Annotated in this window: 28 protein-coding genes and 4 tRNA genes; 9 read left to right on the plus strand and 23 right to left on the minus strand. The window is 64.0% G+C overall.

The genetic code is table 11. From position 1 onward, the window contains the following. Positions 1-88: 88 nt before the first annotated feature. The 3 genes from JGU71_RS08225 to rplJ all read right to left on the minus strand — a co-directional run bounded on the left by JGU71_RS08225 (position 89) and on the right by rplJ (position 2,473). Positions 89-1,246, minus strand: a complete 1,158-nt coding sequence (locus tag JGU71_RS08225; RefSeq protein ID WP_233528976.1) for an ABC transporter ATP-binding protein — start codon at positions 1,244-1,246, stop codon at positions 89-91. Positions 1,247-1,405: 159 nt separating this feature from the next. After that, positions 1,406-1,792: a 50S ribosomal protein L7/L12 gene (gene rplL, locus JGU71_RS08230; protein ID WP_199703507.1), complete on the minus strand. Its 387-nt coding sequence runs from the start codon at positions 1,790-1,792 to the stop codon at positions 1,406-1,408. Positions 1,793-1,888: 96 nt separating this feature from the next. Continuing rightward, entirely contained in the window at positions 1,889-2,473 is a 585-nt protein-coding gene (gene rplJ / locus JGU71_RS08235; protein ID WP_199703508.1) for a 50S ribosomal protein L10, read from the minus strand. Positions 2,474-2,845: 372 nt separating this feature from the next. Here rplJ and JGU71_RS08240 point away from each other — a divergent pair, with 372 nt between their 5' ends. Beyond that, complete coding sequence (locus tag JGU71_RS08240; protein WP_199703509.1) at positions 2,846-3,754, plus strand: alpha/beta fold hydrolase; 909 nt, start codon at positions 2,846-2,848, stop codon at positions 3,752-3,754. Here the strand turns inward: JGU71_RS08240 and JGU71_RS08245 are convergent. The 11 genes from JGU71_RS08245 to JGU71_RS08295 all read right to left on the minus strand — a co-directional run bounded on the left by JGU71_RS08245 (position 3,751) and on the right by JGU71_RS08295 (position 9,335). Further along, positions 3,751-4,419, minus strand: coding sequence for a hypothetical protein (locus tag JGU71_RS08245; protein ID WP_199703510.1), 669 nt, complete (start codon positions 4,417-4,419; stop codon positions 3,751-3,753). The two genes, JGU71_RS08240 and JGU71_RS08245, sit on opposite strands and share 4 nt — an antisense overlap. A gap of 104 nt (positions 4,420-4,523) precedes the next feature. Then, positions 4,524-5,237 (minus strand): 50S ribosomal protein L1, encoded by a 714-nt coding sequence (rplA, locus tag JGU71_RS08250; RefSeq protein WP_199703511.1) that lies wholly within the window; start codon positions 5,235-5,237, stop codon positions 4,524-4,526. 80 nt (positions 5,238-5,317) lie between these two features. Beyond that, on the minus strand, positions 5,318-5,755 hold the full coding sequence (gene rplK / locus JGU71_RS08255) for a 50S ribosomal protein L11 (protein ID WP_199703512.1): 438 nt from the start codon (positions 5,753-5,755) through the stop codon (positions 5,318-5,320). Positions 5,756-5,838: 83 nt separating this feature from the next. Continuing rightward, positions 5,839-6,648 (minus strand): transcription termination/antitermination protein NusG, encoded by an 810-nt coding sequence (nusG, locus tag JGU71_RS08260; protein WP_199703513.1) that lies wholly within the window; start codon positions 6,646-6,648, stop codon positions 5,839-5,841. Between the two features lie 83 nt (positions 6,649-6,731). After that, positions 6,732-7,172 carry a preprotein translocase subunit SecE gene (gene secE, locus JGU71_RS30360; protein ID WP_199703514.1) on the minus strand — a complete coding sequence of 147 codons (441 nt, stop codon included), beginning with the start codon at positions 7,170-7,172 and terminating at the stop codon, positions 6,732-6,734. Between the two features lie 31 nt (positions 7,173-7,203). Then, positions 7,204-7,276 (minus strand) — tRNA-Trp (locus JGU71_RS08270). Positions 7,277-7,466: 190 nt separating this feature from the next. Continuing rightward, positions 7,467-8,468: a fused (3R)-hydroxyacyl-ACP dehydratase subunits HadA/HadB gene (locus tag JGU71_RS08275; protein WP_199703652.1), complete on the minus strand. Its 1,002-nt coding sequence runs from the start codon at positions 8,466-8,468 to the stop codon at positions 7,467-7,469. 150 nt (positions 8,469-8,618) lie between these two features. Then, positions 8,619-8,783: a 50S ribosomal protein L33 gene (rpmG, locus tag JGU71_RS08280; protein ID WP_199703515.1), complete on the minus strand. Its 165-nt coding sequence runs from the start codon at positions 8,781-8,783 to the stop codon at positions 8,619-8,621. 78 nt (positions 8,784-8,861) lie between these two features. Beyond that, positions 8,862-8,934: transfer RNA gene (locus tag JGU71_RS08285), tRNA-Met, on the minus strand. Positions 8,935-8,980: 46 nt separating this feature from the next. Then, positions 8,981-9,053, minus strand: a tRNA-Thr gene (locus JGU71_RS08290). Between the two features lie 199 nt (positions 9,054-9,252). Next, a tRNA-Tyr gene (locus JGU71_RS08295) sits at positions 9,253-9,335 on the minus strand. Positions 9,336-9,489: 154 nt separating this feature from the next. On the opposite strand from JGU71_RS08295, the gene JGU71_RS08300 reads away from it, so the two are divergent. Next, positions 9,490-9,981 carry a YajQ family cyclic di-GMP-binding protein gene (locus tag JGU71_RS08300; protein ID WP_199703516.1) on the plus strand — a complete coding sequence of 164 codons (492 nt, stop codon included), beginning with the start codon at positions 9,490-9,492 and terminating at the stop codon, positions 9,979-9,981. Positions 9,982-10,530: 549 nt separating this feature from the next. Here JGU71_RS08300 and htpX read toward each other — a convergent pair. Then, positions 10,531-11,397, minus strand: a complete 867-nt coding sequence (gene htpX, locus JGU71_RS08305) for a zinc metalloprotease HtpX (RefSeq protein WP_199703517.1) — start codon at positions 11,395-11,397, stop codon at positions 10,531-10,533. A 91-nt stretch (positions 11,398-11,488) separates the two neighbouring features. Further along, complete coding sequence (locus JGU71_RS08310; protein WP_443623742.1) at positions 11,489-12,499, minus strand: polyprenyl synthetase family protein; 1,011 nt, start codon at positions 12,497-12,499, stop codon at positions 11,489-11,491. Positions 12,500-12,682: 183 nt separating this feature from the next. Between JGU71_RS08310 and JGU71_RS08315 the strand changes: the two genes are divergently transcribed. The 5 genes from JGU71_RS08315 (at position 12,683) to JGU71_RS08335 (ending at position 15,891) form a co-directional block, all read left to right on the plus strand. Beyond that, positions 12,683-13,930 carry a geranylgeranyl reductase family protein gene (locus JGU71_RS08315; protein WP_307829555.1) on the plus strand — a complete coding sequence of 416 codons (1,248 nt, stop codon included), beginning with the start codon at positions 12,683-12,685 and terminating at the stop codon, positions 13,928-13,930. After that, the gene (locus tag JGU71_RS08320) at positions 13,930-14,406 is read left to right on the plus strand and encodes a helix-turn-helix transcriptional regulator (protein WP_199703520.1); all 477 of its coding nucleotides are present in this window, start codon (positions 13,930-13,932) and stop codon (positions 14,404-14,406) included. Before JGU71_RS08315 ends, JGU71_RS08320 begins: the two co-directional genes overlap by 1 nt. 9 nt (positions 14,407-14,415) lie before the next feature. Then, entirely contained in the window at positions 14,416-14,862 is a 447-nt protein-coding gene (locus JGU71_RS08325; protein ID WP_199703521.1) for a VOC family protein, read from the plus strand. A 144-nt stretch (positions 14,863-15,006) separates the two neighbouring features. Then, positions 15,007-15,447 carry a DoxX family protein gene (locus tag JGU71_RS08330; protein WP_199703522.1) on the plus strand — a complete coding sequence of 147 codons (441 nt, stop codon included), beginning with the start codon at positions 15,007-15,009 and terminating at the stop codon, positions 15,445-15,447. A gap of 81 nt (positions 15,448-15,528) precedes the next feature. Next, complete coding sequence (locus JGU71_RS08335; RefSeq protein WP_199703523.1) at positions 15,529-15,891, plus strand: YciI family protein; 363 nt, start codon at positions 15,529-15,531, stop codon at positions 15,889-15,891. A gap of 2 nt (positions 15,892-15,893) precedes the next feature. Here the strand turns inward: JGU71_RS08335 and JGU71_RS08340 are convergent, their stop codons facing one another. From JGU71_RS08340 to JGU71_RS08350, 3 genes are all read right to left on the minus strand, one after another. Further along, the gene (locus JGU71_RS08340) at positions 15,894-16,601 is read right to left on the minus strand and encodes a demethylmenaquinone methyltransferase (RefSeq protein WP_199703524.1); all 708 of its coding nucleotides are present in this window, start codon (positions 16,599-16,601) and stop codon (positions 15,894-15,896) included. 34 nt (positions 16,602-16,635) lie between these two features. Beyond that, positions 16,636-17,784, minus strand: coding sequence for a glycosyltransferase family 4 protein (locus tag JGU71_RS08345; protein ID WP_199703525.1), 1,149 nt, complete (start codon positions 17,782-17,784; stop codon positions 16,636-16,638). A gap of 62 nt (positions 17,785-17,846) precedes the next feature. Next, positions 17,847-18,284 (minus strand): DUF3592 domain-containing protein, encoded by a 438-nt coding sequence (locus tag JGU71_RS08350; RefSeq protein WP_307829556.1) that lies wholly within the window; start codon positions 18,282-18,284, stop codon positions 17,847-17,849. Positions 18,285-18,345: 61 nt separating this feature from the next. Here JGU71_RS08350 and JGU71_RS08355 point away from each other — a divergent pair, with 61 nt between their 5' ends. Beyond that, complete coding sequence (locus JGU71_RS08355) at positions 18,346-18,843, plus strand: DUF2505 domain-containing protein (protein WP_199703526.1); 498 nt, start codon at positions 18,346-18,348, stop codon at positions 18,841-18,843. Positions 18,844-18,852: 9 nt separating this feature from the next. Here the strand turns inward: JGU71_RS08355 and menD are convergent, their stop codons facing one another. Next, positions 18,853-20,463 (minus strand): 2-succinyl-5-enolpyruvyl-6-hydroxy-3-cyclohexene-1-carboxylic-acid synthase, encoded by a 1,611-nt coding sequence (gene menD / locus JGU71_RS08360; protein WP_199703527.1) that lies wholly within the window; start codon positions 20,461-20,463, stop codon positions 18,853-18,855. Between the two features lie 91 nt (positions 20,464-20,554). Between menD and JGU71_RS08365 the strand changes: the two genes are divergently transcribed. Further along, on the plus strand, positions 20,555-21,391 hold the full coding sequence (locus JGU71_RS08365; RefSeq protein WP_199703528.1) for a siderophore-interacting protein: 837 nt from the start codon (positions 20,555-20,557) through the stop codon (positions 21,389-21,391). Between the two features lie 70 nt (positions 21,392-21,461). Here JGU71_RS08365 and JGU71_RS08370 read toward each other — a convergent pair whose 3' ends face one another. From JGU71_RS08370 to fxlM, 3 genes are read right to left on the minus strand one after another with little or no spacing between them, the layout of a single operon-like run. Then, positions 21,462-21,908, minus strand: a complete 447-nt coding sequence (locus JGU71_RS08370; RefSeq protein WP_199703529.1) for a DUF6918 family protein — start codon at positions 21,906-21,908, stop codon at positions 21,462-21,464. Positions 21,909-21,959: 51 nt separating this feature from the next. Continuing rightward, positions 21,960-22,952, minus strand: a complete 993-nt coding sequence (locus JGU71_RS08375) for an o-succinylbenzoate synthase (RefSeq protein WP_199703530.1) — start codon at positions 22,950-22,952, stop codon at positions 21,960-21,962. A 59-nt stretch (positions 22,953-23,011) separates the two neighbouring features. After that, positions 23,012-24,241 (minus strand): methyltransferase, FxLD system, encoded by a 1,230-nt coding sequence (gene fxlM, locus JGU71_RS08380; RefSeq protein ID WP_199703531.1) that lies wholly within the window; start codon positions 24,239-24,241, stop codon positions 23,012-23,014. Positions 24,242-24,253 lie beyond the last annotated feature (12 nt).

Raw genomic sequence — 24,253 nt, forward strand, 5'->3', positions numbered from 1 at the left:
GCGCCATGCATCGCCGCTCCATCGTTTTGGAACGCAAAATCCGCCGAGGCTCAGGAAAACCTGGCCTCGGCGGATCTCGAGTCGAACGCTATTGCTTGCGCAGGGAAGGCGAAGATTCGTAGCCGCCCTCGTTGTAAGTCGGCAGCACCTGGGTGTCCTGGTTGCTGTTGTCGTGCTGATCGCCGTTGTCGTACTGATCGCCGTTGTCGTAGGTCGAGTACTGCTGCGTGTCCTGCGTTGCGTCGAGGTCGTTCTGGATCGCGACCTGAGCGGCGTGCGGCAGCGTGTGCATGATCTCGCGAACTCGGGCCTGGCGGCGATCGATCGCCTTGCGGTGCGGCATACCCGGCGTTGCGACCATCTGCGGCACGATGCCCTCGACGTCTTCCACGCCACCGGCATGGTGACCGGCATCGGCGAGAGCCTGCTCCTGCGCCATCTGCGCCTCGTCCTTTTCCTCGGACATACCGATCGGACCGATCATCCGACCGTTGAGGAACTGCTTGACGACGGGCTCGTCGGAGGTCAACAGCACTTCGCGGGGTCCGAACATCACCAGGTTGCGACGGAACAGCATGCCGATGTTGTCCGGCACCGTACGAGCGAGGTTGATGTTGTGCGACACGATCAGGAACGTCGCGTCGATCTGCGCGTTGATGTCGAGGAACAACTGGCTGATGTAGGTCGTACGCACCGGATCGAGACCCGAGTCGGGCTCGTCGACCAGGATGATCTCCGGATCGAGTACCAGAGCACGCGCCAGGCCGGCGCGCTTGCGCATACCGCCGGAGATCTCGCCGGGCAGCTTGCCCTCGGCGCCGGTCAGACCGACCAGGTCCAACTTCTCCATGACGACCTTGCGGATGTCGGATTCGGACTTCTTGGTGTGCTCGCGCAACGGGAACGCCACGTTGTCGAACAGGTCCATCGAGCCGAAGAGTGCACCGTCCTGGAAGAGGACGCCGAACAGTTTGCGGATCTCGTACAGCTCCTTGTTGGAGCACGTCGTGATGTTGGTGTCACCGATGAAGATCTCGCCCTCTTCGGGCTTGAGCAGACCGATCAGCGACTTCAGGAACACGGACTTACCCGTGCCCGACGGGCCGACCATCAGGCTGATCTCACCCGGAGGGATGTTCAGCGTGACGTTCTGCCAGATATTTTGCCGTCCGAAAGACTTACTGATGCCTTCGGTCCTGACTGCTACGCCCACGCCAACCTCCACATTCGAACAGACACAACCCATCGACACGAGCCTGACCCGAGCCATTGTGCGTTCGGACACTGTATCCCAAGGGGTGTGCCTCAGGTGACAGTGCTTGCAAACCCGCAACACAAACGAAAGCGGGCGACCCCCGAAGGGATCGCCCGCCTGGCGTAGGCGCTCGACGAGCGTTTCGCCGAACTACTTGACGGACACCTTGGCGCCGGCGCCTTCGAGCTTCGCCTTTGCAGCCTCGGCTGCGTCCTTGGCAACCTTCTCCAGGATGGCCTTCGGAGCGCTCTCGACGAGGTCCTTGGCTTCCTTGAGGCCCAGGCCGGAGACGATCTCGCGAACGACCTTGATGACCTGGATCTTCTTGTCGCCGGCACCCTCGAGGATGACGTCGAACTCGTCCTGCTCCTCGGCTGCCTCAGCGGCTGCCGGGGGTCCGCCTGCGGCTGCAACAGCAACCGGAGCAGCGGCGGTGACCTCGAAGGTCTCCTCGAATGCCTTGACGAACTCCGAGAGCTCGAGCAGGGTCAGTTCCTTGAAAGCGTCGAGCAACTCATCGGTGGTGAGCTTCGCCATGATGGCGGTCCTTCCTTTTGGTTCCAGTCGCTGATCCCGCGACCTGGATTGCACGCGCAGCGTGCGTGGTGGTTATGCGTGATGCGCGGGTGCGGATCAGCTTTCGGTAGCAACTTCGGCAGCGTCGGTCGCTTCGGCGGTTTCGGAAACCGCCGGAGCACCCTCTGCTGCTTGCCTCTTCTCCTGCAACGCAACGGCCAAGCGGGCCACCTGCGATGCGGGAGCGTTGAACAGAACTGCGGCCTTGACCAAGTTGCCCTTCATCGCGCCGGCAAGCTTCGCCAACAGGATCTCGCGAGACTCGAGGTCCGCGATCCGGTTGATCTCGTCCACGGACAGCGCACGGCCGTCCATGTAGCCGCCCTTGATGATCAGCGCCTTGTTGTCCTTTGCGAAGGCTTTGATCGCCTTCGCTGCGTCGACCGGTTCGCCGTTGACGAATGCAATGGCGGTCGGACCGACGAACAAGTCGTCGAGGCCTTCCACGCCCGCTTCAGCAGCGGCACGCTTGACCAGGGTGTTCTTGGCGACGGAGTAGGTAGCGTTCGCGCCGAGCGCACGCCGCAGATCAGTGATCTTTCCTACGGACAGACCACGGTATTCCGTGACAACCGCTGCGGTGGAACCTTTGAACTGCTCCGTGATCTCCGCTACCGCGGTGACCTTCTCAGGCTTTGCCATACTTCGCCTCCTCTCGTGACGGTCAGTACTTCTTGGACCCTGTTCGACCGAAAGCCGTTGGCGGTCAGGCAAAGTAGGAAGGGAGGAGAGAATGCAAAACGCCCCGGTGCAGGGCACACGGGGCGTATCAGGACGCAACGCAAAAGCGTCGCAATCCCTACCTCGATCTCCTGCGTGGGTCGCCGGACAATGCTTTCCGGACCTTCAACTGTGCTGTACAAGCCACAGTGACCAACGGTCTTGGGTAGAACGTGATTGGGTGGCTGCCGAAATGCTCGACGGCCGTCCGTTAGAGTACCCGACCCAGGCGTGAACGGCCAAAACGCCTACAGTCGGGCGGAGAACGACCGACGACGATTGTGAGGGTCACCGATGACGCAGGACATTCGACGCGGCACAGCGGAGGCCAACGGGCTGACGCTCGCATACGAGGACATGGGCGATATCGACGCACCGCCGGTGCTGCTCATCATGGGCTTCAGCGCACAGCTCACACTGTGGCCGACCGAATTCTGCGACCTTCTTGTCGATGCAGGCTACCGGGTGATCCGTTTCGACAATCGCGACATCGGCCTCTCGACCAAGATGGACGGAACCCGGGTATCCGGCTCGATGCTGCTTCGCATGGCGCTCTTCGAAATCGGCAGGCCAAGCGCGGTGCCGTACACCCTCACCGACATGGCCGCCGACACCCGAGGCCTGCTCGACCACCTCGGCATCGACTCGGCCCACGTCGTCGGCGCATCGATGGGCGGGATGATCGCACAGGTACTCGCCGCACAGAGTCCGGACCGCGTTCGCACCCTCGGCATCATCTTCTCCAGCACGAACCAACCGTTCCTACCGCCTCCCGCGCCCCTTGCGCTCAAGGCACTGCTGTCGAGCCCCGGCAAGAACCCGACGCGAGACGACGTCGTCAAGCTGATCATGCGAGGTCAACAAGCAATCGGCAGCCCGGCGTATCGGGTGTCCGCCGAGGTCGCCGCCCAACGTGCAGGTGAGAGTTACGACCGCAGCTACCACCCGGCAGGCGTCGTCCGGCAGTTCGGCGCGGTTACAGGTAGCGGCAGCCTGCTTCGCTTTACGAAGAAGATCGACAAGCCGACCGTCGTGATCCACGGTGCCAAGGACCCACTCATCCGTCCTGCAGCAGGCAAGGCCGTCGCTCGCGCGATCAAAGGTGCGACGCTGCACATCATCGACGGCATGGGCCACGACCTACCCGTAGAACTGCTGCCGCGGATCACCGGACTGCTGGTGGAAAACTTCGAACGTGCCTAGTCGACGGTGTCTGCGTCGATGATCTCGGCAACGTCGGCCGCCTCCGCGATGTCGCGCTCGCTCCTGACGGTCCGCGGCGCAGGTCTGCGCTTCATCCCCGGCATCCGCATCGCGAAATCGCGCAACGGCTCGACAGCGACCGACAGCAACTGCGCCGACTCGTCGACGGCCTTGATCGGACGGTCCAGTGATTCGATCACGGGTCCGATCCTCGCGATACGTTCCAAAGAGTCGGTGACGCGCTCGATGATGCCGCCGTCTTCGACGAGTTGCTGGATCAAACCCTGCTCCGCAAGTAGCTGATCAAGCACACCACCCTTGGCAAGAACTCGTTCCAGGGCACCATCGTCGGACAGCAGACGCTCCAATGGACCACCCGGTGCCGTGACGCGATCCACCGCGCCACCGGGTTCCATCAACCGATCCAGCGGGCCGCCGGGCGTCGACAGTCTCGCAACGATGCCGTCCTCGGCGAGCAAGCGATCGAGCACCCCACCCGGCGCCATCGCCTTGCCGAGCGGTTGGTCGGCGGCCGTCATCGTCGACACCTGATTCGCCATCCGAAGTGGACCATCGGGGTCGACCAATTTGGCAACACCGATGCTCGCCTCGCCGAACGCGATAGCAACACGGACGGGGAACGTAATCACGTCGAACAGACCCATGAACGCAAACCCTACTTCAGGCCCCGAAGCCGAATGCAGTCACACGAAACCAGAAACGGCCGGTGCGCACTGCGCACCGGCCGTCGATTCTGTGGAAGGACTTGCTACTCGGCATCCTCGAGGAGGTTGCGGGTACGGTTCGGATCCACCGGGATGCCCGGACCGGTGGTGGTCGAAACAGTAACCTTCTTCACGTAGCGACCCTTGGCCGACGACGGCTTCGCACGGAGGATCTCCTCCAGTGCCGCACCGTAGTTCGCAACCAGCTGAGCGTCGTCGAACGACGCCTTGCCGATGACGAAGTGCAGGTTGGCCTGCTTGTCGACGCGGAAGTTGATCTTGCCGCCCTTGATGTCGTTGACAGCCTTCGTGACGTCCATCGTGACCGTGCCGGTCTTCGGGTTCGGCATCAAACCACGCGGTCCGAGGACACGCGCGATACGGCCGACCTTGGCCATCTGATCCGGCGTCGCGATAGCGGCGTCGAAATCGAGCCAGCCACCCTGGATCCGCTCGATCAGATCCTCGGCGCCGACTGCGTCCGCACCAGCGGCCTCAGCCTCGACAGCCTTCTCGCCTGCGGCGAAGACGATCACACGAGCGGTCTTGCCCGTGCCGTGGGGAAGGTTGACCGTGCCGCGAACCATCTGATCCGCCTTGCGTGGATCCACGCCGAGTCGAACGGCAACCTCGACGGTTGCGTCCGTGTTCTTCGTCGCGGTGTCCTTCGCAAGCTTCGCTGCCTGCAGCGGGCTGTACAGAACGCTCTGATCCACCTTCGCGGCGGCTTCGAGATACGCCTTACTTCGTTTTGCCATGTTCTCTGTCCTTACGCTCTTGTATTCGGCAGTTGTGGTTTACGAGCCTGGCCGGCTCTCCCACACGTTCGTTGTAGTTCTTAACCCTCGACCGTGATACCCATCGAACGCGCTGTGCCCGCAATGATCTTCGCGGCCGCTTCGATGTCGTTCGAGTTCAGGTCTTCCTGCTTCGTCTTCGCGATCTCACGAACCTGATCCATGGTCACCTTGGCGACCTTGGTCTTGTGCGGTTCGCCGGAACCCTTCTGCACACCGGCAGCCTTGAGCAGCAGGCGGGCAGCAGGCGGAGTCTTCAACTTGAAGTCGAAGGTCCGATCCTCGTACACCGAGATCTCGACAGGCACGACGTTGCCACGCTGCGACTCGGTCGCCGCGTTGTACGCCTTGCAGAATTCCATGATGTTGACGCCGTGCTGGCCGAGCGCGGGACCCACTGGAGGAGCTGGGTTCGCCATACCGGCCTGGATCTGAAGCTTGATGATCCCGGCGAGCTTCTTCTTCTTCTTGGGGGGCATCTCTCGTGTTTCCTTGTTTGTGTATTGCTCGGGTTTCTTGCGCTAGCAGTGCAAGTCTTTTGAGTGGCCGACTATTCCGCGGGTCAGATCTTCGCGACCTGGGTGAAGCCGAGCTCGACGGGCGTCTCGCGGCCGAAGATCGACACGAGGACCTTGAGCTTCTGCTGCTCGGCGTTGACCTCGCTGATGCTGGCAGGCAAGGTCGCGAACGGACCGTCCATGACTGTGACGGACTCGCCGACCTCGAAATCGACCTCGATGACCGACTTCGTCGACGCGGCGGACGTGGATTCCGTCCCGCCGGCGGTGCCGGCAGCGGCCTTCTTCTGAGTTCCCTGCGGAAGCAGGAACTTCACGACGTCGTCGATCGACAGCGGTGACGGTCGTGACGTTGCTCCGACGAACCCGGTTACGCCGGGAGTGTTACGCACCGCGCCCCACGATTCGTCGTTGAGTTCCATACGAACCAGGATGTAACCGGGCAGCACCTTGCGGTTGACCTGCTTACGCTGGCCGTTCTTGATCTCGGTTACCTCTTCGGTCGGAACTTCGACCTGGAAGATGTAGTCGCCGACGTCGAGGTTCTGAACGCGGGTCTCGAGGTTTGCTTTCACCTTGTTCTCGTAACCGGCGTAGGAGTGAATGACGTACCAATCACCGTGGGCTCGCTTGAGCGCCGCCTTCATCTCCGCAACGGGATCGACAGGCTCTTCGGGTTCGGCTTCGACCTCTTCACCCGTCACCTCGTCGACAACGACCTCGTCAGCCGTCACATCGTCGTCGGGCGCATCCGCGACAGCGTCATCGGAGGCCACCTCGTCGAGGACGATCTGCTCATCGGCCGAGGCCTCGTCGGTAACCTGCGGGGTCGAGCCGTTCTCCGGGGTGCTCACTTGGCAATCGCTTCCTTAGTCGTCACGTAGGTCTGTGGGGCGCCGGCAGTTGTGGTGGTCGCTCCCGCAGGCTCCGCTCCTGTCTATCCGAACAGCCAGCTGACGCCCTTGATGAACGCCAGGTCCAATCCGCTGATGTAGGCAACCATGAAGACCACGAACACCAGAACAACACTTGTGTAGGTGACCATCTGCTTGCGGTTCGGCCAGATCACCTTGCGCAGTTCGGCAATCACTTCGCGCAAGAACCGGCGCAACCGCTTGAAGACGTTCTCCTGTTTGGTCCTGCTCGCGGTCGCGGACGATCTCGCACCAGCGGGCCGAGGCCTGCGGACCGTTGCCACCGCCGACGATGCCGAATCCGAAGATTCCGCTGTTCGTGTCCTGCGACTCGACCGCTTGCCGCTCGGCCGACTCACCGAGGCTTCGGCCTGCTCGGTCGCGTCATCTGCAGTCGGGTCGGCATTACCGGAGACCTTGTCCTCCGCGTCGCCGCCGTCGCGCGTGTCGCGCTCGTCGCTCACCGTCGATCCTCTCAGTCGCTGACATCCAGGGCAGGGGCGACAGGACTTGAACCTGCAACCTGCGGTTTTGGAGACCGCTGCTCTGCCAGTTGAGCTACGCCCCTTCGGACTGATCGATGTGCTCGCCCTCACCGCGCTGCGATGAACCCGAACTTTCGACCTGTCCGCTCTAGGTTCACATACGATGCGCGCCACCCTCGGTAGCCTGAACCAGCACTACAGGGCAGCGCGCAGCGCTGAGAAAACCCAGAAAACTTAGTGTACGTTACTGCCCGCGCCCGACCGAAATCGCGGCTAAGCCAGCTTGACTGTGGCCGTCGCCCGGCCGAAAATTCGCCTGCCCTCGAACTTGGCAGTGATAGCGACGACGGCGGTCTTCGACTCCGCGTCGACGGACTTCACCTTGCCCGTGTACTCGATCTCCGCCGCCTTCTGCGGATCCACGTACACCGGACTTGTGAAACGCACGTTGTACTCACGAACCGCACCGGGATCACCGAGCCACGACGTCACGAATCCCGCGCCGAGGCCCATCGTCAGCATTCCGTGTGCGACGACGTTGTCCAGGTCGACGAGCTTGGTGACCGTGTCGCTCCAGTGAATGGGATTGGCGTCACCGGAAACACCGGCGTAGTTGACGAGGTCGCCGCGGGTCAACCGAACAGTGCGCGGCGGGAGCTCGTCAGCGACCGACACCGTGTCGAAATCGCGTGCGTGCTTGCTGGCCGGCGCATCTGCAGGCGCTGCAGCAGCGGAAGCGGGCTCGCCCTTCGCCAACTTCGGCTTCGGGAGATGGGATGGAGCGTCGGAGCCGACGCCGTGCATCATGACGTCCTTGACCGCGTGCTCGAGGTTCTCGTCGATCGCCTCACCGGCGCGGCCGACAAGCGTCGTGTAGGTGGTCTGCACGAGTTCGTCGTTCTGATCGGTGACGATGTTCTTGGTCACGATGATCCCTGCACCCTGCGGCGCGCGACGGAACGAATCGAGGTACACCTCACAGGTCAGCTGATCGCCGACCTTGATGGGCTTGTGGAACTCGAGAACCTGGTCGGTCTGCATGATCTGGCTTGCGTCGTAGCCGGTCACGACCGTGTCGAAGAGTCGCTTCTGCGCCAGAATTCCGACCAGAGAGATGAACGTCAACGGCGCAAGAAGGCCGTCGTAACCGAACTCCTGAGCGGTGTTCTCGTCCCAGTGCACAGGGTGGTAATCCTGGACGGCGCGGGCGTACTCACGAACCTTCTCGCGCCCTACTTCGTAGTAGTCGTCGACGCGGTAGTGGTGCCCGACCATTGCTTCGGTCTGGGCGTAAACGTCTTCGACTGTGTCCGAAACAACATTGTTTGTCACGTGGGAAATCTACCTATCTACGTTGGACGCCGCGTCGCGCGGGTCCGGCGTGTCGGCATCCCCACGTGCAACCGTCTACCGGAACGAAGGGAGTTAGCGAGACTCGCGGTGCGCCCTGTGGGTGCCGCAGTTCGGGCAGAACTTCTTCAGTTCCAGACGATCCGGATCGTTACGCCGGTTCTTCTTGGTGATGTAGTTACGGTGCTTGCATTCCACGCACGCCAAGGTGATCTTGGGCCGAACGTCGGTCGAGGCCACGGGACGCCTTCTTTCGAGTAAGTCTCTGATCTGGTTCGATCAGGGCTGATCTGGTTCGATCAGGTTTCGTTCATGTTGTAGCGATGGCCGGACTTGAACCGGCGACACAACGATTATGAGTCGTTTGCTCTACCGACTGAGCTACACCGCCAGGTATCTGACACTGCACCTAACCGATGCAGCACCGCAATCCAGCGAGCCCCCTAACGGAATCGAACCGTTGACCTTTTCCTTACCATGGAAACGCTCTACCGACTGAGCTAAGGGGGCATGGCAACGCCCACACCAAGAATTATCCAGCAATTCACGGTGCGCTTGAAGCCTTCAAGAGGTTACACAGTGTGGCGGCCCCACGCCAAACCGTTAGGTCAGGGGTGGTGCGACGCACACAACTGCAGCCTGGATTCGCTCCAACGAAAATGCCCCGCGAACCTGCGCAGCGGCAGATCACGGGGCATTTTCTTCGGTGTGGCAGATGTAGGATTCGAACCTACGTAGGCATAAGCCGACGGATTTACAGTCCGCTCCCATTGGCCGCTCGGGCAATCTGCCATTCGCGTTCAGCGTTCTCGAACCCAGGTTCGAAGTATTGCTTCCTCGCGCAGAGCAGAATACAACGAACCCGCACCCGAACACCAAACCGGGTGGCCAGCGCCGTGCGCGCAACGATAACGTCGGTACCAAACAACTCATCGAGGAGCACTTAGTGGCCGATTCATCCTTCGACGTCGTCAGCAAAGTCGATCGTCAAGAGGTCGACAACGCATTGCACCAGGCAGCCAAAGAGCTGACGACGCGCTACGACTTCCGAGGCACCGGCGCAGGCATCGACTGGTCCGGCGAAGAGGCAATCGTCCTCACCGCCGAAGCCGAAGAGCGCGTCAAGGCCGCACTCGACGTCTTCAAGGAGAAGCTGATCCGCCGCGACATCTCGCTCAAAGCGTTCGACGCGGGCGAGCCGGTCCAGTCCGGCAAGATCTACAAGATCACCGGCACCCTCGTCCAGGGCATCACCACCGAGAACGCGAAGAAGATCACCAAGAAGATCCGCGACGAAGGCCCCAAGGGCGTGAAAGCCCAGATCCAAGGCGAAGAGCTCCGCGTCAGCAGCAAGAAGCGCGACGACCTGCAAGCCGTGCAAGCACTGCTACGCAACGAAGACTTCGGCATCGCCCTGCAGTTTGTGAACTATCGGTAGCAGTGTTGATGGCCCTCGCCTGCGCTCGGGCGGGGGTTGCCGGGCCTATAGCCGCAGCCTTCCCTCGTCGGCTCGCGCTTCGCGCATCGCTCCTCGGTCCAGGCTGCGCCGGCCCCGCAACCATTCACGTGGGGTCGGGGCGCCCCTCACGCTGCTGTACGGCGTCGGTGCCACCCCCACTCCACACAAACCCGGAGCCAATGCGACATCCGTGCCGCCCAGCGGGACCAGTGCCACATTCGCTCCACCAAACCCGCAACCACACGGCCCCAGGGCGCCCCTCACTCCACCCAGCAGCGTCAGCGCCACCCCCACTCCACACAAACCCGGAGCCAATGCGACATTCGCACCGCCACGCGGGACCAGTGCCACATTCGCTCCATCCGATCGCGCGGCCACACGCCGTTCGGTGCGCCGGCGTCGTCTGGACCGAGGAGCGATGCGCGAAGCGCGAGCCGACGAGGGAAGACGACGTCTAGGGGCGCGCCGAACCCGACCGAGCGCAGGCGAGGTCCAGTGTCACAGCGAGGTCCAGGGTCACAGCCACCCCTACTCCCCCCGCGCCATCGCTTCCAGCCTGGCTATGCGGTCTGCCATCGGGGGGTGGGTGGCGAACATCTTCCCTATCCGTTCGCCGCCGCGGAATGGGTTGGCGATCATCATGTGCGACTGTGCCGCCAGTCGCGGCTCCGGCGGCAGTGGTGCCGCGCTGACGCCCAGTTCCAGTTTCCGCAGCGCAGATGCGAGCGCGAGGGGATCACCTGTCAGCTCGGCGCCGGATTGGTCTGCCTGGTACTCACGTGACCTGGAGACCGCGAGTTTGACGACCGTTGCGGCGATCGGGCCCAGCAGCGAGACGAGTAACACACCGAGCATGTTCGGTCCGCCGCCGTTGCCGCGGCCGCCGAACATCGAGGCGAAGATTGCGAGGTTGGCGAGGCCGGAGATCACCGCCGCCATCGCCCCCGCTACGGACGAGATGAGAATGTCGCGGTTGTAGACATGGGACAGTTCGTGGCCGAGCACCGCGCGTAGTTCGCGTTCGTCGAGGATCTGCAGAATTCCGCTGGTGCAGCACACGGCCGCGTGCCGTGGACTGCGGCCGGTTGCGAAGGCGTTGGGCGCATTCGTTGGGCTGATGTAGAGCCGCGGCATCGGCTGGTGAGCCGTCGTCGCCAGTTCGCGCACGATCCGGTAGATCACCGGCGCCTCGACCTCGGTGATGGGTTGGGCATGCATCGCCCGCAGCGCAAGTTTGTCGCTGGCAAAGTACGCGTATCCGTTCATCGCGACAGCGAGAACGATCGCGATGATCAGAATTGTGCTGTTTCGGAACATCGCGCCCGCAAACACGATCAACGCGGACATGCCGACCAGCAGCCCGAACGTCTTCAAGCCGTTTGCGTAGCCGTGCACACGTGCCCCATTTCTTCGTCACCGTCATACAGCCAACGAAGCCGCCGGGTGACACAGTTCCCGGCGCGTAGGAGACGTTACTCGCGGCGGCTCAGCCGACGCGCTCGATCGTGTAATCCACGAGTCGCTTGAGCGCCTCGTTCCCGATTCCCTGCGGCAGTTGCGCAAGCTCGGCGCGTGCGAGGTCGGCATAGCCGGCCAGCTTCTCCTTGGCCAGTTGCATGCCCTGAGAGCCGCGGAGCAGGGTGAGTGCTTCGGCGACGTCGTCGTCGGAATCGACAGGTCCGGACAGCAGCTGCCGAAGCCGGTCGCCCGCGGGGCCCTCTTCGCGCAGCGCGAACAGCACCGGCAATGTGTGGACGCCTTCGCGCAGATCGGTGCCGGGCGTCTTGCCAGACTGCTCGGAGACGGATGCGATGTCGATGATGTCGTCGGAAATCTGGAATGCGGTTCCGACGGCATCGCCGAGTCGTTCGAGACGGGCGACGTGATCTGCCGTCGCACCGGAGAAGGTGCCACCGAATCTGCCGGACGCCGCGATCAGCGAACCGGTCTTCTCCCACACGACCCGCAGATAGTGCTCGACCGGATCCTGCATCTCTTTGACGCCGATGGTTTCGCGCATCTGGCCGGTGACCAGTTCCGCGAAGGTTTCGGCGATGATGCGGACCGCTTCGGGTCCGAGTGTGGACACCAGTCGCGAAGCGTGGGCGAACAGGTAGTCGCCCGCGAGGATCGCGACATTGTTGCCCCAGCGAGCGTTCGCGCTCGGCGCTCCCCGTCGCATCGTCGCTTCGTCCATGACGTCGTCGTGATACAGGGTTGCGAGGTGGACCAACTCGACGACCGTCGCGGCCGTAATGATCCCTGGGTCGTACGGCTTGGGTCCGAGTTGGGCGGTCAGGATCGTGAAGAGTGGCCGGAACCTCTTGCCGCCTGCCTTGGCGAGGTGCAGCGCTGCCTCGGTCAGGAAATCCTCACCGTCGGACAGTTCGCTGACGAGCAGCTTCTCGACCCTCTCGAGGCCATCGCGGACCTTCGCGGCCAGCGTGGGGTCGATCAGATCGACCCCTGCGACGACCGTGCTCTCTTCGCTCACTATCCCGGTGCTCGTTCCTTCTGTCGGTGACGCATCGAGGTTCACGGTATTGAACCTAGCGGTTGGCGCTGACGTCGGTCCGCTCGATGCCTGCTGAGCACCCCTCACGGCGGCTGAAAACGCGTCCACCCGCTCGGGCTGTCAAGATGGAACCATGACGTCGTATGTAGCCAAGTGGAGCCTGTAGTGGATTCGGAGCAGCAGGAGTTTCCGATCGGTACCGACGTTCTCGTCGTCGGCGCAGGACCTGCCGGTTCGGCCGCTGCTGCGTGGGCTGCGGTTGCAGGCCGTGACGTCGTTCTTGCTGATGCGGCCACCTTTCCGCGCGACAAGACGTGCGGTGACGGACTGACGCCGCGTGCGATTGCGGAGCTCGATCATCTCGGCCTCGGTGAGTGGGTTCGCGAGCGTGCGACCAACCGTGGGCTGCGTTTGGCGGGGTTCGGCCGTGAGGTCGAACTCGAATGGCCTGGCGGATCACTGCCCACCATCGGAAGTGCCGTTCCCAGAACCGAACTCGACGACAAGCTCCGCCGAACGGCCGTGGAATCCGGTGCGAGAATGGTGGAGGGCGCCAAAGCGGTCGACGTCGAACGCGACGGCGATTCGGTGCGTGCAGTGACATTCACCACGGCATCGGGTACCCGGACCATTACGTGCCGTTCGCTGATCGTCGCCGACGGTGTTCGCTCGCCGCTAGGTAAGAAACTCGGCCGCACCTGGCACCGCGAGACCGCGTACGGCGTCGCGGCTCGCGCCTACGTCACCTCAGGGCGCAGTGACGATCAGTGGATCACGTCACACCTCGAGTTACGCGACGGCGACGGGGCCCTGCAACCCGGTTACGGCTGGGTTTTCCCGCTCGCGACCGGCGAGGTGAACATCGGGGTCGGATCGCTGGCGACCGTCAAGCGGCCCGCGAACGTCGCACTCAAACCGCTCCTCGAGTTGTATGTCGAGAAGCGTCGCGAGGAGTGGCAATTCGAGGGACCGATTCGCGCGGTGTCCTCTGCACTGCTGCCGATGGGTGGGTCCGTATCCGGCGTCGCAGGCAAGAACTGGGCGCTCATCGGTGATGCGGCGGGATGTGTCAATCCACTCAACGGCGAGGGCATCGACTACGGGCTCGAAGGTGGCAGGCTGATCGTCGACCTACTCGACGAACCCGACCTCACCGACATCTGGCCGGAGCTGCTGCGGCAGCGCTACGGCAAGGCCTTTTCGATCGCGCGGCGACTCGCCGGTCTGGCGACGGTTCCCGGCGCGGTCCGCGCTGGCGGACCCCCAGTCTTGCGTTCGAAAGCGCTGATGCGCATCGCAATTCGCGTGATGGGCAATCTGGTGACGGACGAGGACGTCGACGCGACCGCGCGCGCGTGGCGAGCTTCGGGTCGCGCATCACTTCGAATCGATCGCCGCCCACCGTTCAGCTGATGACGGCACAACCCGTCGCACACGACCTGCTGGTGCACTTGCGACGCGCACGCGATCTCGCCGACAGGCGCTACAGCGAGCAACTCGATCTCGACGAACTCGCCCGTGCCGCGGGCGTGTCGAAATACCACTTTCTGCGGTGCTTCGCGGCGACCTACGGCAAGACTCCGGCGCTGTATCTGGCCGAACGCAGAATCGAGCGGGCCCAGGACTTGCTGCGCGCGACGAACTTGACGGTCACCGAGGTGTGCGACCTCGTCGGGTACAGCAGTCTCGGATCGTTCAGCAGCAAGTTCCGTGCGCTCGTCGGGGTGTCGCCGTCTGCCTATCAAGCGAAGTTTGCAGGAGCAGGTGTCCCCCACATCCCGGGCTGTTTCGTGTTCATGCACGGCCTCAGCGACAGGGCAGGCGGTCCACCGACCGCGCGGACCAAGACAGCAATTCCGGAGAAGCCTGCGGAGGAGTCTTCGGAATAAGTTGTTCCCATGATTACCAACGTCTCTCTCGTCACCGTCTATGTCACCGACCAGGACGAGTCCAAGAAGTTCTATACAGACAAGCTCGGCTTCGTCGAAACCGCCGATGTATCGATGGGTGAAGGGTTCCGGTGGGTGACGGTCGCCCATCCGGACCATCCGGAACTCGAAGTGACACTGATGATTCCGGGGCCGCCGCTCGACGACGGGATGGCAGATACGATCCGCCGCGCGCTCGCGAACGGCTCGGCGGGTGGCCTCGGGCTCAGCACGAAGGACTGCCGTAAAACCTGTGAGGAACTCGCGGCCAAGGGCGTCGAGTTGGTCGCCGAGCCTGCGGAGCGGCCCTACGGCGTCGAGGCGATCATCCGCGACAACTCGGGCAACTGGCTTGTGCTCGTCGAGCGCAAGTACGTCCCTGGCGACCACACCTACACCGCGGCCGAATTCGCCTGACCGTACGGGCGAAGGCGCGGCAAAATCAGTTCCGAAAGTTTTTCGCGATCCCTGTCGATATCGCGTCGAGTCGATCGACGTGTTGGTGAGGCCAGGCGAAAGCCGGAGCCAAACCACCGATACGTTCACTCGAAGGAGATCGACATGACCGCCACCATCGCAACCGCCATCCCCGCTTCCGCCGCCGCACACACGGTGTCGCCGAAGGCTCGCCTCGCAGGCCGCATCGTCAGCGGCGTCGTGGTCGCGCTTCTGCTGCTGGACTCGCTGTCCAAGCTCGCCCAGGTCCAGGAAGTCGTGGACGCCAGTGTCGCGCTCGGCATCCCGACCGGTCAGGTTCCGGTGATCGGTGCCATCCTGCTCGCCTGCATCGCGCTCTACGTCGTGCCGCGCACCTCGATCCTCGGTGCGGTCTTTCTGACGAGCTACTTCGGTGGCGCGGTGATGCTGAACAACATGATGAACGAGAAGCCGCTGTTCAGCACCGTGCTCTCCGCCGCCTACGTGGGAGTGTTCGTCTGGCTGGGACTGTGGCTGCGTGACGGCCGGGTGCGCGCCATCGTTGCCTCGATCATCGGACGCTGAGTACCCCCTACACCCCAGAAGGCCCGATCTGCCTTCCGCAGATCGGGCTTTCGCCGACACTTCACCTCGAGGAGAAATGCGATGCGATACCTCACCTGGATACGTAGTGCACGCGAGCAAGGCGAACCGCCGCAGGCGCTGCAGGACGCGATGAACGCAGCTATCGAGGAGCAGATGAAGGCTGGTGTCATCCTCGAGGCCGGCGGGTTGGGCACCATTCGCGACGGAGGCGCGAAGCTGACGCTGACGAACGGCAAAATCACGGACGGACCGTATGCGGAGACCAAAGAACTCGTCGGCGGTTATGCGATCCAGAACCTGAGTTCGCACGAGGAGGCTCTCGACAACGCCCGCTGGCTACTCGACCTGCACAAGGAGTACTGGCCCGAGTGGGAGGGCGACGTCGAGGTCAGGCAGATGTACGTCGACGGCGAAAGCTCTTAGCCCTACGTCGTCGGCAGCGTCGCGGCATGCAGCGCGACGATGCCGCCGGAGAGATTGCGCCACCGCACCTCGCCCCAGCCCGCATCCTGGATGTGCTCTGCCAGCTTCGCCTGATCCGGCCAGGCTCGGATCGATTCGGCGAGGTAGACGTAGGCATCGGGGTTGCTGCTGACACGCCGGGCAACCTGCGGCAGAGCTTTCATCAGATATTCGAGGTAGGCGATCCGAAACGGCGCGAACACCGGTGTGGAGAACTCGCAGATCACCAAACGCCCACCCGGCTTGGTCACCCGAGCGAGCTCGCGTAGTCCGGCGTCGAAATCGGACACGTTGCGTAGCCCGAAAGAGATTGTGGCGACGTCGAATACGGAGTCGGCGAACGGCAGGTGCATGGCGTCACCCGCGACCATCGGAACGTTGCGCGACAGTCCGGCTTTCAACATTCCTTTCGAGAAATCCGTTGCGACGCACCAGGCTCCGGACTTCCCGATCTCGACCGTCGACACGCCTGTACCTGCGGCCAGATCGAGGACCCGCTCACCGGTCTTCGGCGCGATCGCCTTGCGCGTCGCACGTCGCCACAACTTGTCCTGCCCGAGCGAGATCACCGTATTGGTGAGGTCGTAGCGCTTCGCGACGCCGTCGAACATTGCCGCTACGTCGGTCGGATCCTTCTCGAGCGATGCCCGGGAGCCCTGAGTCTTTGCCACGCCTCAAAGCTACCTTTCGCCGAAAGCTTGGCGACTACGCGGTGTGGGACCACTGCGCCGCGGTTCCGCCGATCACGTCGCGGTAGTGCTCGATCAGTTCGCCGCAGACCGCGGGCCACGTCCGGTGCAGGACCGAACGTCGTGCAGCGTCACCGAATTTGGAGCGGCCATCGGGATCTGCGAGTGCCGACACAGCGCTCGGTAGCAGTTCGGTGAACCGATCGACGGGGAGCAAGTAGCCGTTTCGGCAGTGCGACACGAGATCTCGCGGACCACCCGCGTCGGGTCCGATGACAGGAACGCCGCTGGACAGCGCTTCCTGAACGGCCTGGCAGAACGTTTCGTGCTCGCCCGGATGGACGAAGACGTCGAGACTCGCATAGGCCTGTGCCAGCTCGGCACCACCGAGCTGTCCCATGAACACCGCTCCCGGCAAGAGCCGTTCCAACGACGGACGGTCGGGTCCGTCGCCGACGACGACAAGCTGGATGCGCGGATCACGGGCAAGGGGTGCCAGTCGTTCGACGTGTTTCTCCGGCGCGAGTCTGCCGACGAACCCGACGACCAACTTGTCCCGATCTGCGCCGAGCCACTGCGCCCGCAGACTCTCGCGGCGTGCGGTCGGGCTGAAGCGATCGATGTCGACCCCCCGACCCCAGCGGTGCACACGCGGGATGCGGTGCTGTTCGAGGGCATCGACCGCGGCCGTCGAGGGAGCGAGTGTGCGGGCAGCACGCCGGTGGATGCGTGCGGTCCACCCCCATGCTGCGCGGCTGGTCAGTCCTAGTCCGTAGCTTTCGGCGAAGCCCGCGACGTCGGTCTGATAGATAGCGACCGCGGGGACGTCGAGGCGCAGAGCAGCGCCGAGCCCACCCGCACCGAGCAGGAACGGCGACGCGAGGTGAACTACGTCCGGGTCGAAAGCCCGCAAGGCCGCCGTCATACCCGGTTGCGGCAGTCCGACCGGAAGCGAACTGACCTTCGGGACCATAACCGCGGGCACTCGGTAGATGGGGAATCCATCGTGGTCAGTCGGCGCGGGAGGCAGCGACCGGACGGTGTCCGGCGCGACGACGAACCCCTGGTGACCTTGCCTTTTGAGGTGCTCGAGCACTCGGAGCACCGAGTTGGTTACACCGTTCATATTCGGCAGGAACGATTCTGCGACTATGGCTATCCGCATGGTTCGATCCTGTCGCAGCGATTGCGCAGGGTAGCCACCGTGACGTTGCCGCGAGACGAAGTTCAGGAGAACGCTTCGAATCGGCGGGCGCGGCGACGCAGGTAGTACAGCGTCGGCAGCGCAATCACCCACACGACGACAATGACCGACGCTGCCGGAATGATCGCCACACTCGCGTTGCGACCGGCGACGCGAACCAGGTCGGGGTCGGCCTTCGAGTATTCGACGTCGATCCGCTGGCCGACGGTCAGGTTGGTGGGATAGAGGACACCAAGACGTGGGTTGTGCGTCACACCGTCCGGTGTCACGAAGGCTACCGCGGAGCGCAGCCTGCCTGCGGACAACACTTCGGCGGTCGCAACTCCCCGATCGGACTCGATCGTGTGATCGTCGCGCCACGCTGCGAGAACGAGCACGACAGCAAGCACGGAAAGGGCGATCGCGACAACGTACACACCGAGCCGGACCCGTCGCAGGAGGTTGAGGCTCGAGGTGGTCACCGACGCAGATTACCGTTGGCAACGCCACTGCAGCGCACCGCTGGGGGTAGCGTCGTCGTCCATGTCACGCACGTTCGAGGCGAAGATCAACTACGCCGCGCCGCCTGCCGTCGTTCACGGTGTCCTCACCAACACAGAATTCTGGCACTGGGTTTTCAAGGATTCCGAGCACGGCTCCGTCGAAACACGCTCCGATGCTCCCGGGACGATCAGCGCGACGATGACGAACAAAGTGGGCGGCGACGCGTTGCCCGGCCTGGTCAGGAAGGTCGTCAAAGGCGATTTGGTGTTGGTCAACACCGACACCTGGACCACGTTCGACGGCCAGCGCGCGAACGGCACGTTCTCGGGCCGCTCGAGCAAGGGCATGGGCGGAATCGACGGAACGTTCGTCCTGCACGCCGACGGCGACGGCACCGTCATCCACGCCAAAGGTGCTGCCGAGGTCAAGGTTCGTATCGTCGGAGGCGCGATCGAGCGACTCGTCGAGCAGATGATGGGCAACATGTTCGACGGTCAGCGCAAGTACGTCGAGAAGTGGCTGGCAGAGCAGACCTAGCTCGCCGACCTACAGCCGAGCCCTGACCGCCGCGTGCAGTTCGCGCAGACCCGACCGTTCGGTGGTCACTTCGAGCACCCGTACCCCGTGGTTGGCGACGCCGAGCGCTTCGGTCAATTGGTCGGGGTCGACCAGCCGATGCGGGACCCGGTACGCGCTGCACAGTGCGGCGAGGTCCATTCCGTGCGGCGTGCCGAAGACCCGCTCGAACACTCCCGCGTACTGCGGATCACCCTGCTCGAGCAGTTCGAAGATGCCGCCGCCGTCGTCGTTGGCAACGACGATCGTGAGGTCGTCCGGGCGTGGTTCGCCGATGCCCATCAGCAGCCCCGCTGCGTCGTGCAGGAAGGTCAGGTCGCCGATCAGTGCGACGGTCCGCCCCGGGTGTTTGAGGGCCGCGCCGACCGCGGTCGACACCGTGCCGTCGATGCCTGCGACGCCGCGATTCGACAGCACCCGTACGCCGGGCTTCGGGTAGCTGACGAGCGCTGCATCTCGAACCGGATTCGACGCACCGAGGAGAAGTTGGTCGCCCGGTTCCATCGCATCGGTGACGACGGCGGCCACGTGCAGGCCCGTCGGTTTCGGGTGCAGCGAAAGTTGTTCTCGGACTGCAACATCGGCGTGCGACGCCAGCTTCTGACAGCGCGCCAGCCAGGCGGCACGTGGCGATCCGGTGACAACCGCGCGCGTTCCGGTACCGACGACGTTGCCGGAGACGTCCGGCCAGCGTGGACCGGTGGTCAGCGCGAAGACCGCGACAGCCGGGTTGGCGAGCAGCTTCGCCACCGGTCGATGCAGCGTCGGGCGGCCGGTGATGATGGCTTGGCGTGGCTCCAGGAGCGGCAACGCAAGCGGATGCAGCGGCGGACCGTGCAGAGGTGCCGTCGGTTCGGCGACGGTCGGCACGCCCGCAAGTTCGGGCCGATGCCCCGACCCGTGGCCGGAGATGACGACGGTGTCGATCGAGAGGTCGATGTCGATCGGTACGTCGAGGGTCGCGTTCTGTGTGGTCGTCCACGCCGCACCGTTCGGCCGACCTGCGGGCGTCAACTCGTCCGGGTGGCGACCGGGGACCAGCGGTTCGCGCAGCGGGATGTCGAAGTGCACGGGTCCGGCGTTGCCCGACCGAGTTCCGCGCGCTGCTGCGAGCACCCGGCAGACCGCCGACCGCCACTGACTGTTCTGGGCCAGACCGTCCTCGGCGAGCCCGAGGCTGACCGTGGCGCGAACCTGACTGCCGAACAGTCCGAGTTGCTCGATGGTCTGGTTGGCACCCGTGCCGAGCATTTCGTAGGGCCGGTTGGCGCTGAGGACCACCAGCGGCACACGTGCGTAGTTCGCTTCGAGGACGGCAGGACCGAGGTTGGCGACCGCGGTTCCTGAGGTCATCACGATCGGCACGGGTCGACCGCTCGAGATTGCGAGTCCGACTGCGAGGAAACCTGCGGTCCGTTCGTCGATGCGCATGTGCAACCGGACCCGCCCGGCAGCGTCGGCTGCCTGCAGCGCAAAAGCCAGCGGAGCATTGCGCGAACCCGGGCACAGAACGACGTCCTCGACGCCGCCGCGGACGAGTTCGTCGACGACAACGGTGGCCTGAGCGGTGGACGGGTTCACCTGTCCAGATTGTCAGACGGTGCGCGGTCCAGCTCTGTCGGCTCGATCACGGCGACTCGCCGAGCTGCACTGCTTAGGCTAACCTAAGCCCATGTCAAAGTACGTCAAGCCGCAGGAACGGCACATTCTCACGGCCAAGGTCCTCGCATCGAAGCAGATCAGTCCGAACTTCGTTCGCGTCACGGTCGGCGGCGAAGGCCTCGCACAGTTCGCGCCGATGGGCTTCGACCAGTGGTTCCGCTTCTTCTTCGCCCGCGAGGGCCAGGACGAACTCCGACTCCCCACCAAGGCGAGCAACCTCTGGTACGCGCAGTTCTTGCTGATGAGCAAGGACAGTCGGCCCGGTGTGCGTAACTACACGGTCCGCAGCTTCCGGGCTGCAGGTGAAGGTCAGTTCGGCGACACGGCCGAGATCGACATCGACTTCGTCACTCACGGCGACGCGGCACACGGCGATCTAGGTATCGCGTCCGCGTGGGCGAGCAGCGTCGAGGCAGGCAACGAGGTCGCGCTGCTGGACGAGGGTCTGATCTACAACCCGGTGGACAACGTGGATTGGCACCTGCTTGCGGGCGACGAGAGCGCGCTGCCTGCGATCGTGGGAATCCTGAACTCAGCGCCGAAGGATGCGCGGATCGAAGCGTTCATCGAGATTGCACATGCCGACGATGCCCAAGAGATTGCCGGACCCGATGGCGCGAACGTCCACTGGATCGTCCGCAAAGACGCGCACGGTCGTCCGGGAGCGGAGGTCGTCGAGGCGGTGAAGAAGGCGACGCTGCCAGACGGACCGTGCTACGCATTCTTGGCAGGGGAAAGGGAATTGGCGACAGGCCTTCGCAGGCACCTCGTCAACGAGCGCCACGTCCCGAAGGCCAACGTGACTTTCACCGGTTACTGGCGCCTCGGCAAGGCAGCGCCGGGCTAGGCGGCTTCGCCGGTCGTGAGTCCTTTCGGAGGGTCCCACCTCCGAAAGGACTCACGAGCCGCGGAGCGGCCTATTCCGCGTGACGCTGGACCAACGCACCCAATCGGGGCAGCGCTTCGATGACGTTCTTCTTGGCCGACGGCCGCATGGACTTGTAGACCTTCTTCGCGGCCTGCCGGCTCGACGCCTCGATCCGCTCGTCGGTGACGCTGAGCAGCGCATCGGCCACCTCGTCGCCGCGCGCTGCCAGGAAATCGCCGAATTCGCCGCCGCCTGCTGCACCGAAGTCCTGCCAGAACGGCTCCAGGCGACCGAAGAATTCGGGCAGCAGCTTCTCGAGCGCCTCGGTGACGATCGACGGGCTGACCTTCTTGACGGCCGCGTAGCCGCCTCGAACGGCGAGACCCGACGCACCCTTCTTCTCCGAGACCTCCAAGTCGATCAGTGCGCGCACCTCTGCGATCACGGTGTCGCGACGCGACGAGTCGAGCAACGTTTCTTTCAGTGCTGCAACCACTTTCAAGCCCTCCGTAACAATCTTCGACTACCGGCGCCCGACACTATACGGCTACGTCGCGGTGTCGCTGGTCAGCACTGCGTAGCACCTGCGCAACCGCTCGATCCACCACCGAGTGCGATCGTCACGAGCCGCGAGGCGACGCAACCGCAGCAAATCGGGAGCGATCGGACCGACAGCCAACGTGCCGTCGACAAAATGCGGGGTCGGCGCGACGTCGGTCTCGAAGAAGCCACCTGTCCCTAGCCCACACGCAAGCTCGAGGTTCGGCAAACTGGCTGCGGCCGCAAGTCCCGCACTCATCCCGACCGCCGAGTCGAGGGCGCTCGACACAACGAGCGGAACGCCGAACGGTTCGAGGTCTGTTGCCAGCGACAGCAATGCCTGCACGCCGCCGAGCGGCGCGACCTTCACGACGGCGACATCGAGACCGCCCATACGCGCGACGCGCAACGGATCGTCGGCGCGGCGAATGCTCTCGTCGGCGGCGATACGTATCTCAGGCAGTCGCCGCCTGACCTCGACGAGTTCTTCGACGCTCGCGCACGGTTGTTCGGCGTATTCGAGCGGCGCGTCCGCACTCAGCACGCACAGCGCTCGGACAGCCTCCTCGACCGTCCAGCCACCGTTGGCATCGATCCGCACGTTGGGGATGTGTTCACGAACCGCCGCGACGCGACGGACATCGTCAACGAGGGACTGCCCCTTTTCGGCGACTTTGACCTTTGCGGTCTGCGCACCAGGAAAGCGGGCGAGCACGGCAGGCACCTGGCTCGGCGCGACGGCGGGAACGGTTGCGTTGACGGCGACCCGCGTGCGGACCGGCTCGGGAAAACCGGTCCACGCGGCCTCGATCGCGGAGTGCAGCCAGGCGGCGGACTCGTCGTCGGCGTATTCGGGAAACGGCGCGAACTCACCCCAGCCAGCAGGTCCGCGCAGCAGAACGACCTCGCGGTGGGTGATCCCACGGAAACGGACCCGCATCGGGAGGGTGACGACGTGCACCTCGTCGAGCAGGTCCTCCAGTGCGGGCAGTTGGGGCATGCTGCCCATTCTTGCCTCAACCCGTCGGACGACGGATCCGCAGGGCCGGTCCGCAACGGTCAGAAGAACAACTCCAGCCAGGTCGACGTCTTCTCGATACGCATTCCACTCCCTCGCTCACCGGAGTGCGACCCCGTCGGACCTGCGACCACTGTCGGTATCGCCGTCCGGTCCAGATCCCATGCTGAAATCGCCGCGCACAAGCGCTGCGCCAAGTCGTCGCCGGATGGGCCGTGCCCGATGGCGCCGAGCTCGAACTGCGGACCACCTGGACCCGACCCCCGCGGTCGGACCGTCAGGTAGGCCACCGACGTGGCGTCGGCCAGAGCAGGATCGCGGTGCGCAATAACGGGCCGGCACAGACCCTGCTGGATCGCTTCCGGCGCAGCGCTCAGCCGACAACATCCCGGATCCGTCGCACTCATACGAAGCCAAATCCCGTCGAAGCTGTCGCCTCCACCGATCGTGGCTTTGGACCACCGCTCGACGCCTTCCTGATCCAGCACCCCGACAAGCGACTCCGATGTAATCGCCTGGTCCGCATCGACCACGAGCTGAACGAAACCGTCGGAGGAGATGATTTCGGTGCGCTCGCCGTCCTCCTGCCCGATCATCGGCACGAACCCGCACGACACGGCCGAATACGAGCGCAGCTGTCCGTCGAGGTAGTCGAACCCCACACTCCACGATTGTCCGCGCCAGCGCAGCGGGACGACGAGCTTGCCGCCGTCTGCCAGCTGGGAGTACCACGAGCGCGGAATATCCCACGCGCCGACGGTTGCGATGATTCTGTCGTACGGAGCGCCATCGGGTTGTCCGATCGCGCCGTCCGCAGCGACCGTGCGAACATGCGCGAATCCGTTGTTGTCCAACACAACTCGCGCGCCGCTGACGACCTTTTCGTCGATGTCGATGCTCGTCACAGCGCCGTGGTCGCCGACGACGGTGGCCAGTAGCGCCGCGTTGTAACCGGTTCCCGTACCGACCTCGAGGACCTTCATCCCTGGACGGATGTCGAGCTGGTCGAGCATCAGCGCCATCAGGCTCGGCATCGACGCAGAACTCGAGACGGCACCGTCGCGATCGCGCTTGGTGATCACGACGTCGTCGGCATAGGCCTCGGCAATCGACACCGCCGGCACGAACACGTGTCGTTCGACCTTCCGCATCGCCTGCTCCACAGCATCCGTGCCGGCGTACCCGACGCTTCGAATCCGGTCGACCAGCAGCTGCCGCGCCTGTGCGGACGACATCGGCACATTTTCTTCTGCCACGCCCTGCTCTGCCACGCTGTGCTCCCC

The sequence above is a fragment of the Antrihabitans stalagmiti genome, assembly GCF_016482825.1.
Classification (GTDB): domain Bacteria; phylum Actinomycetota; class Actinomycetes; order Mycobacteriales; family Mycobacteriaceae; genus Antrihabitans; species Antrihabitans stalagmiti.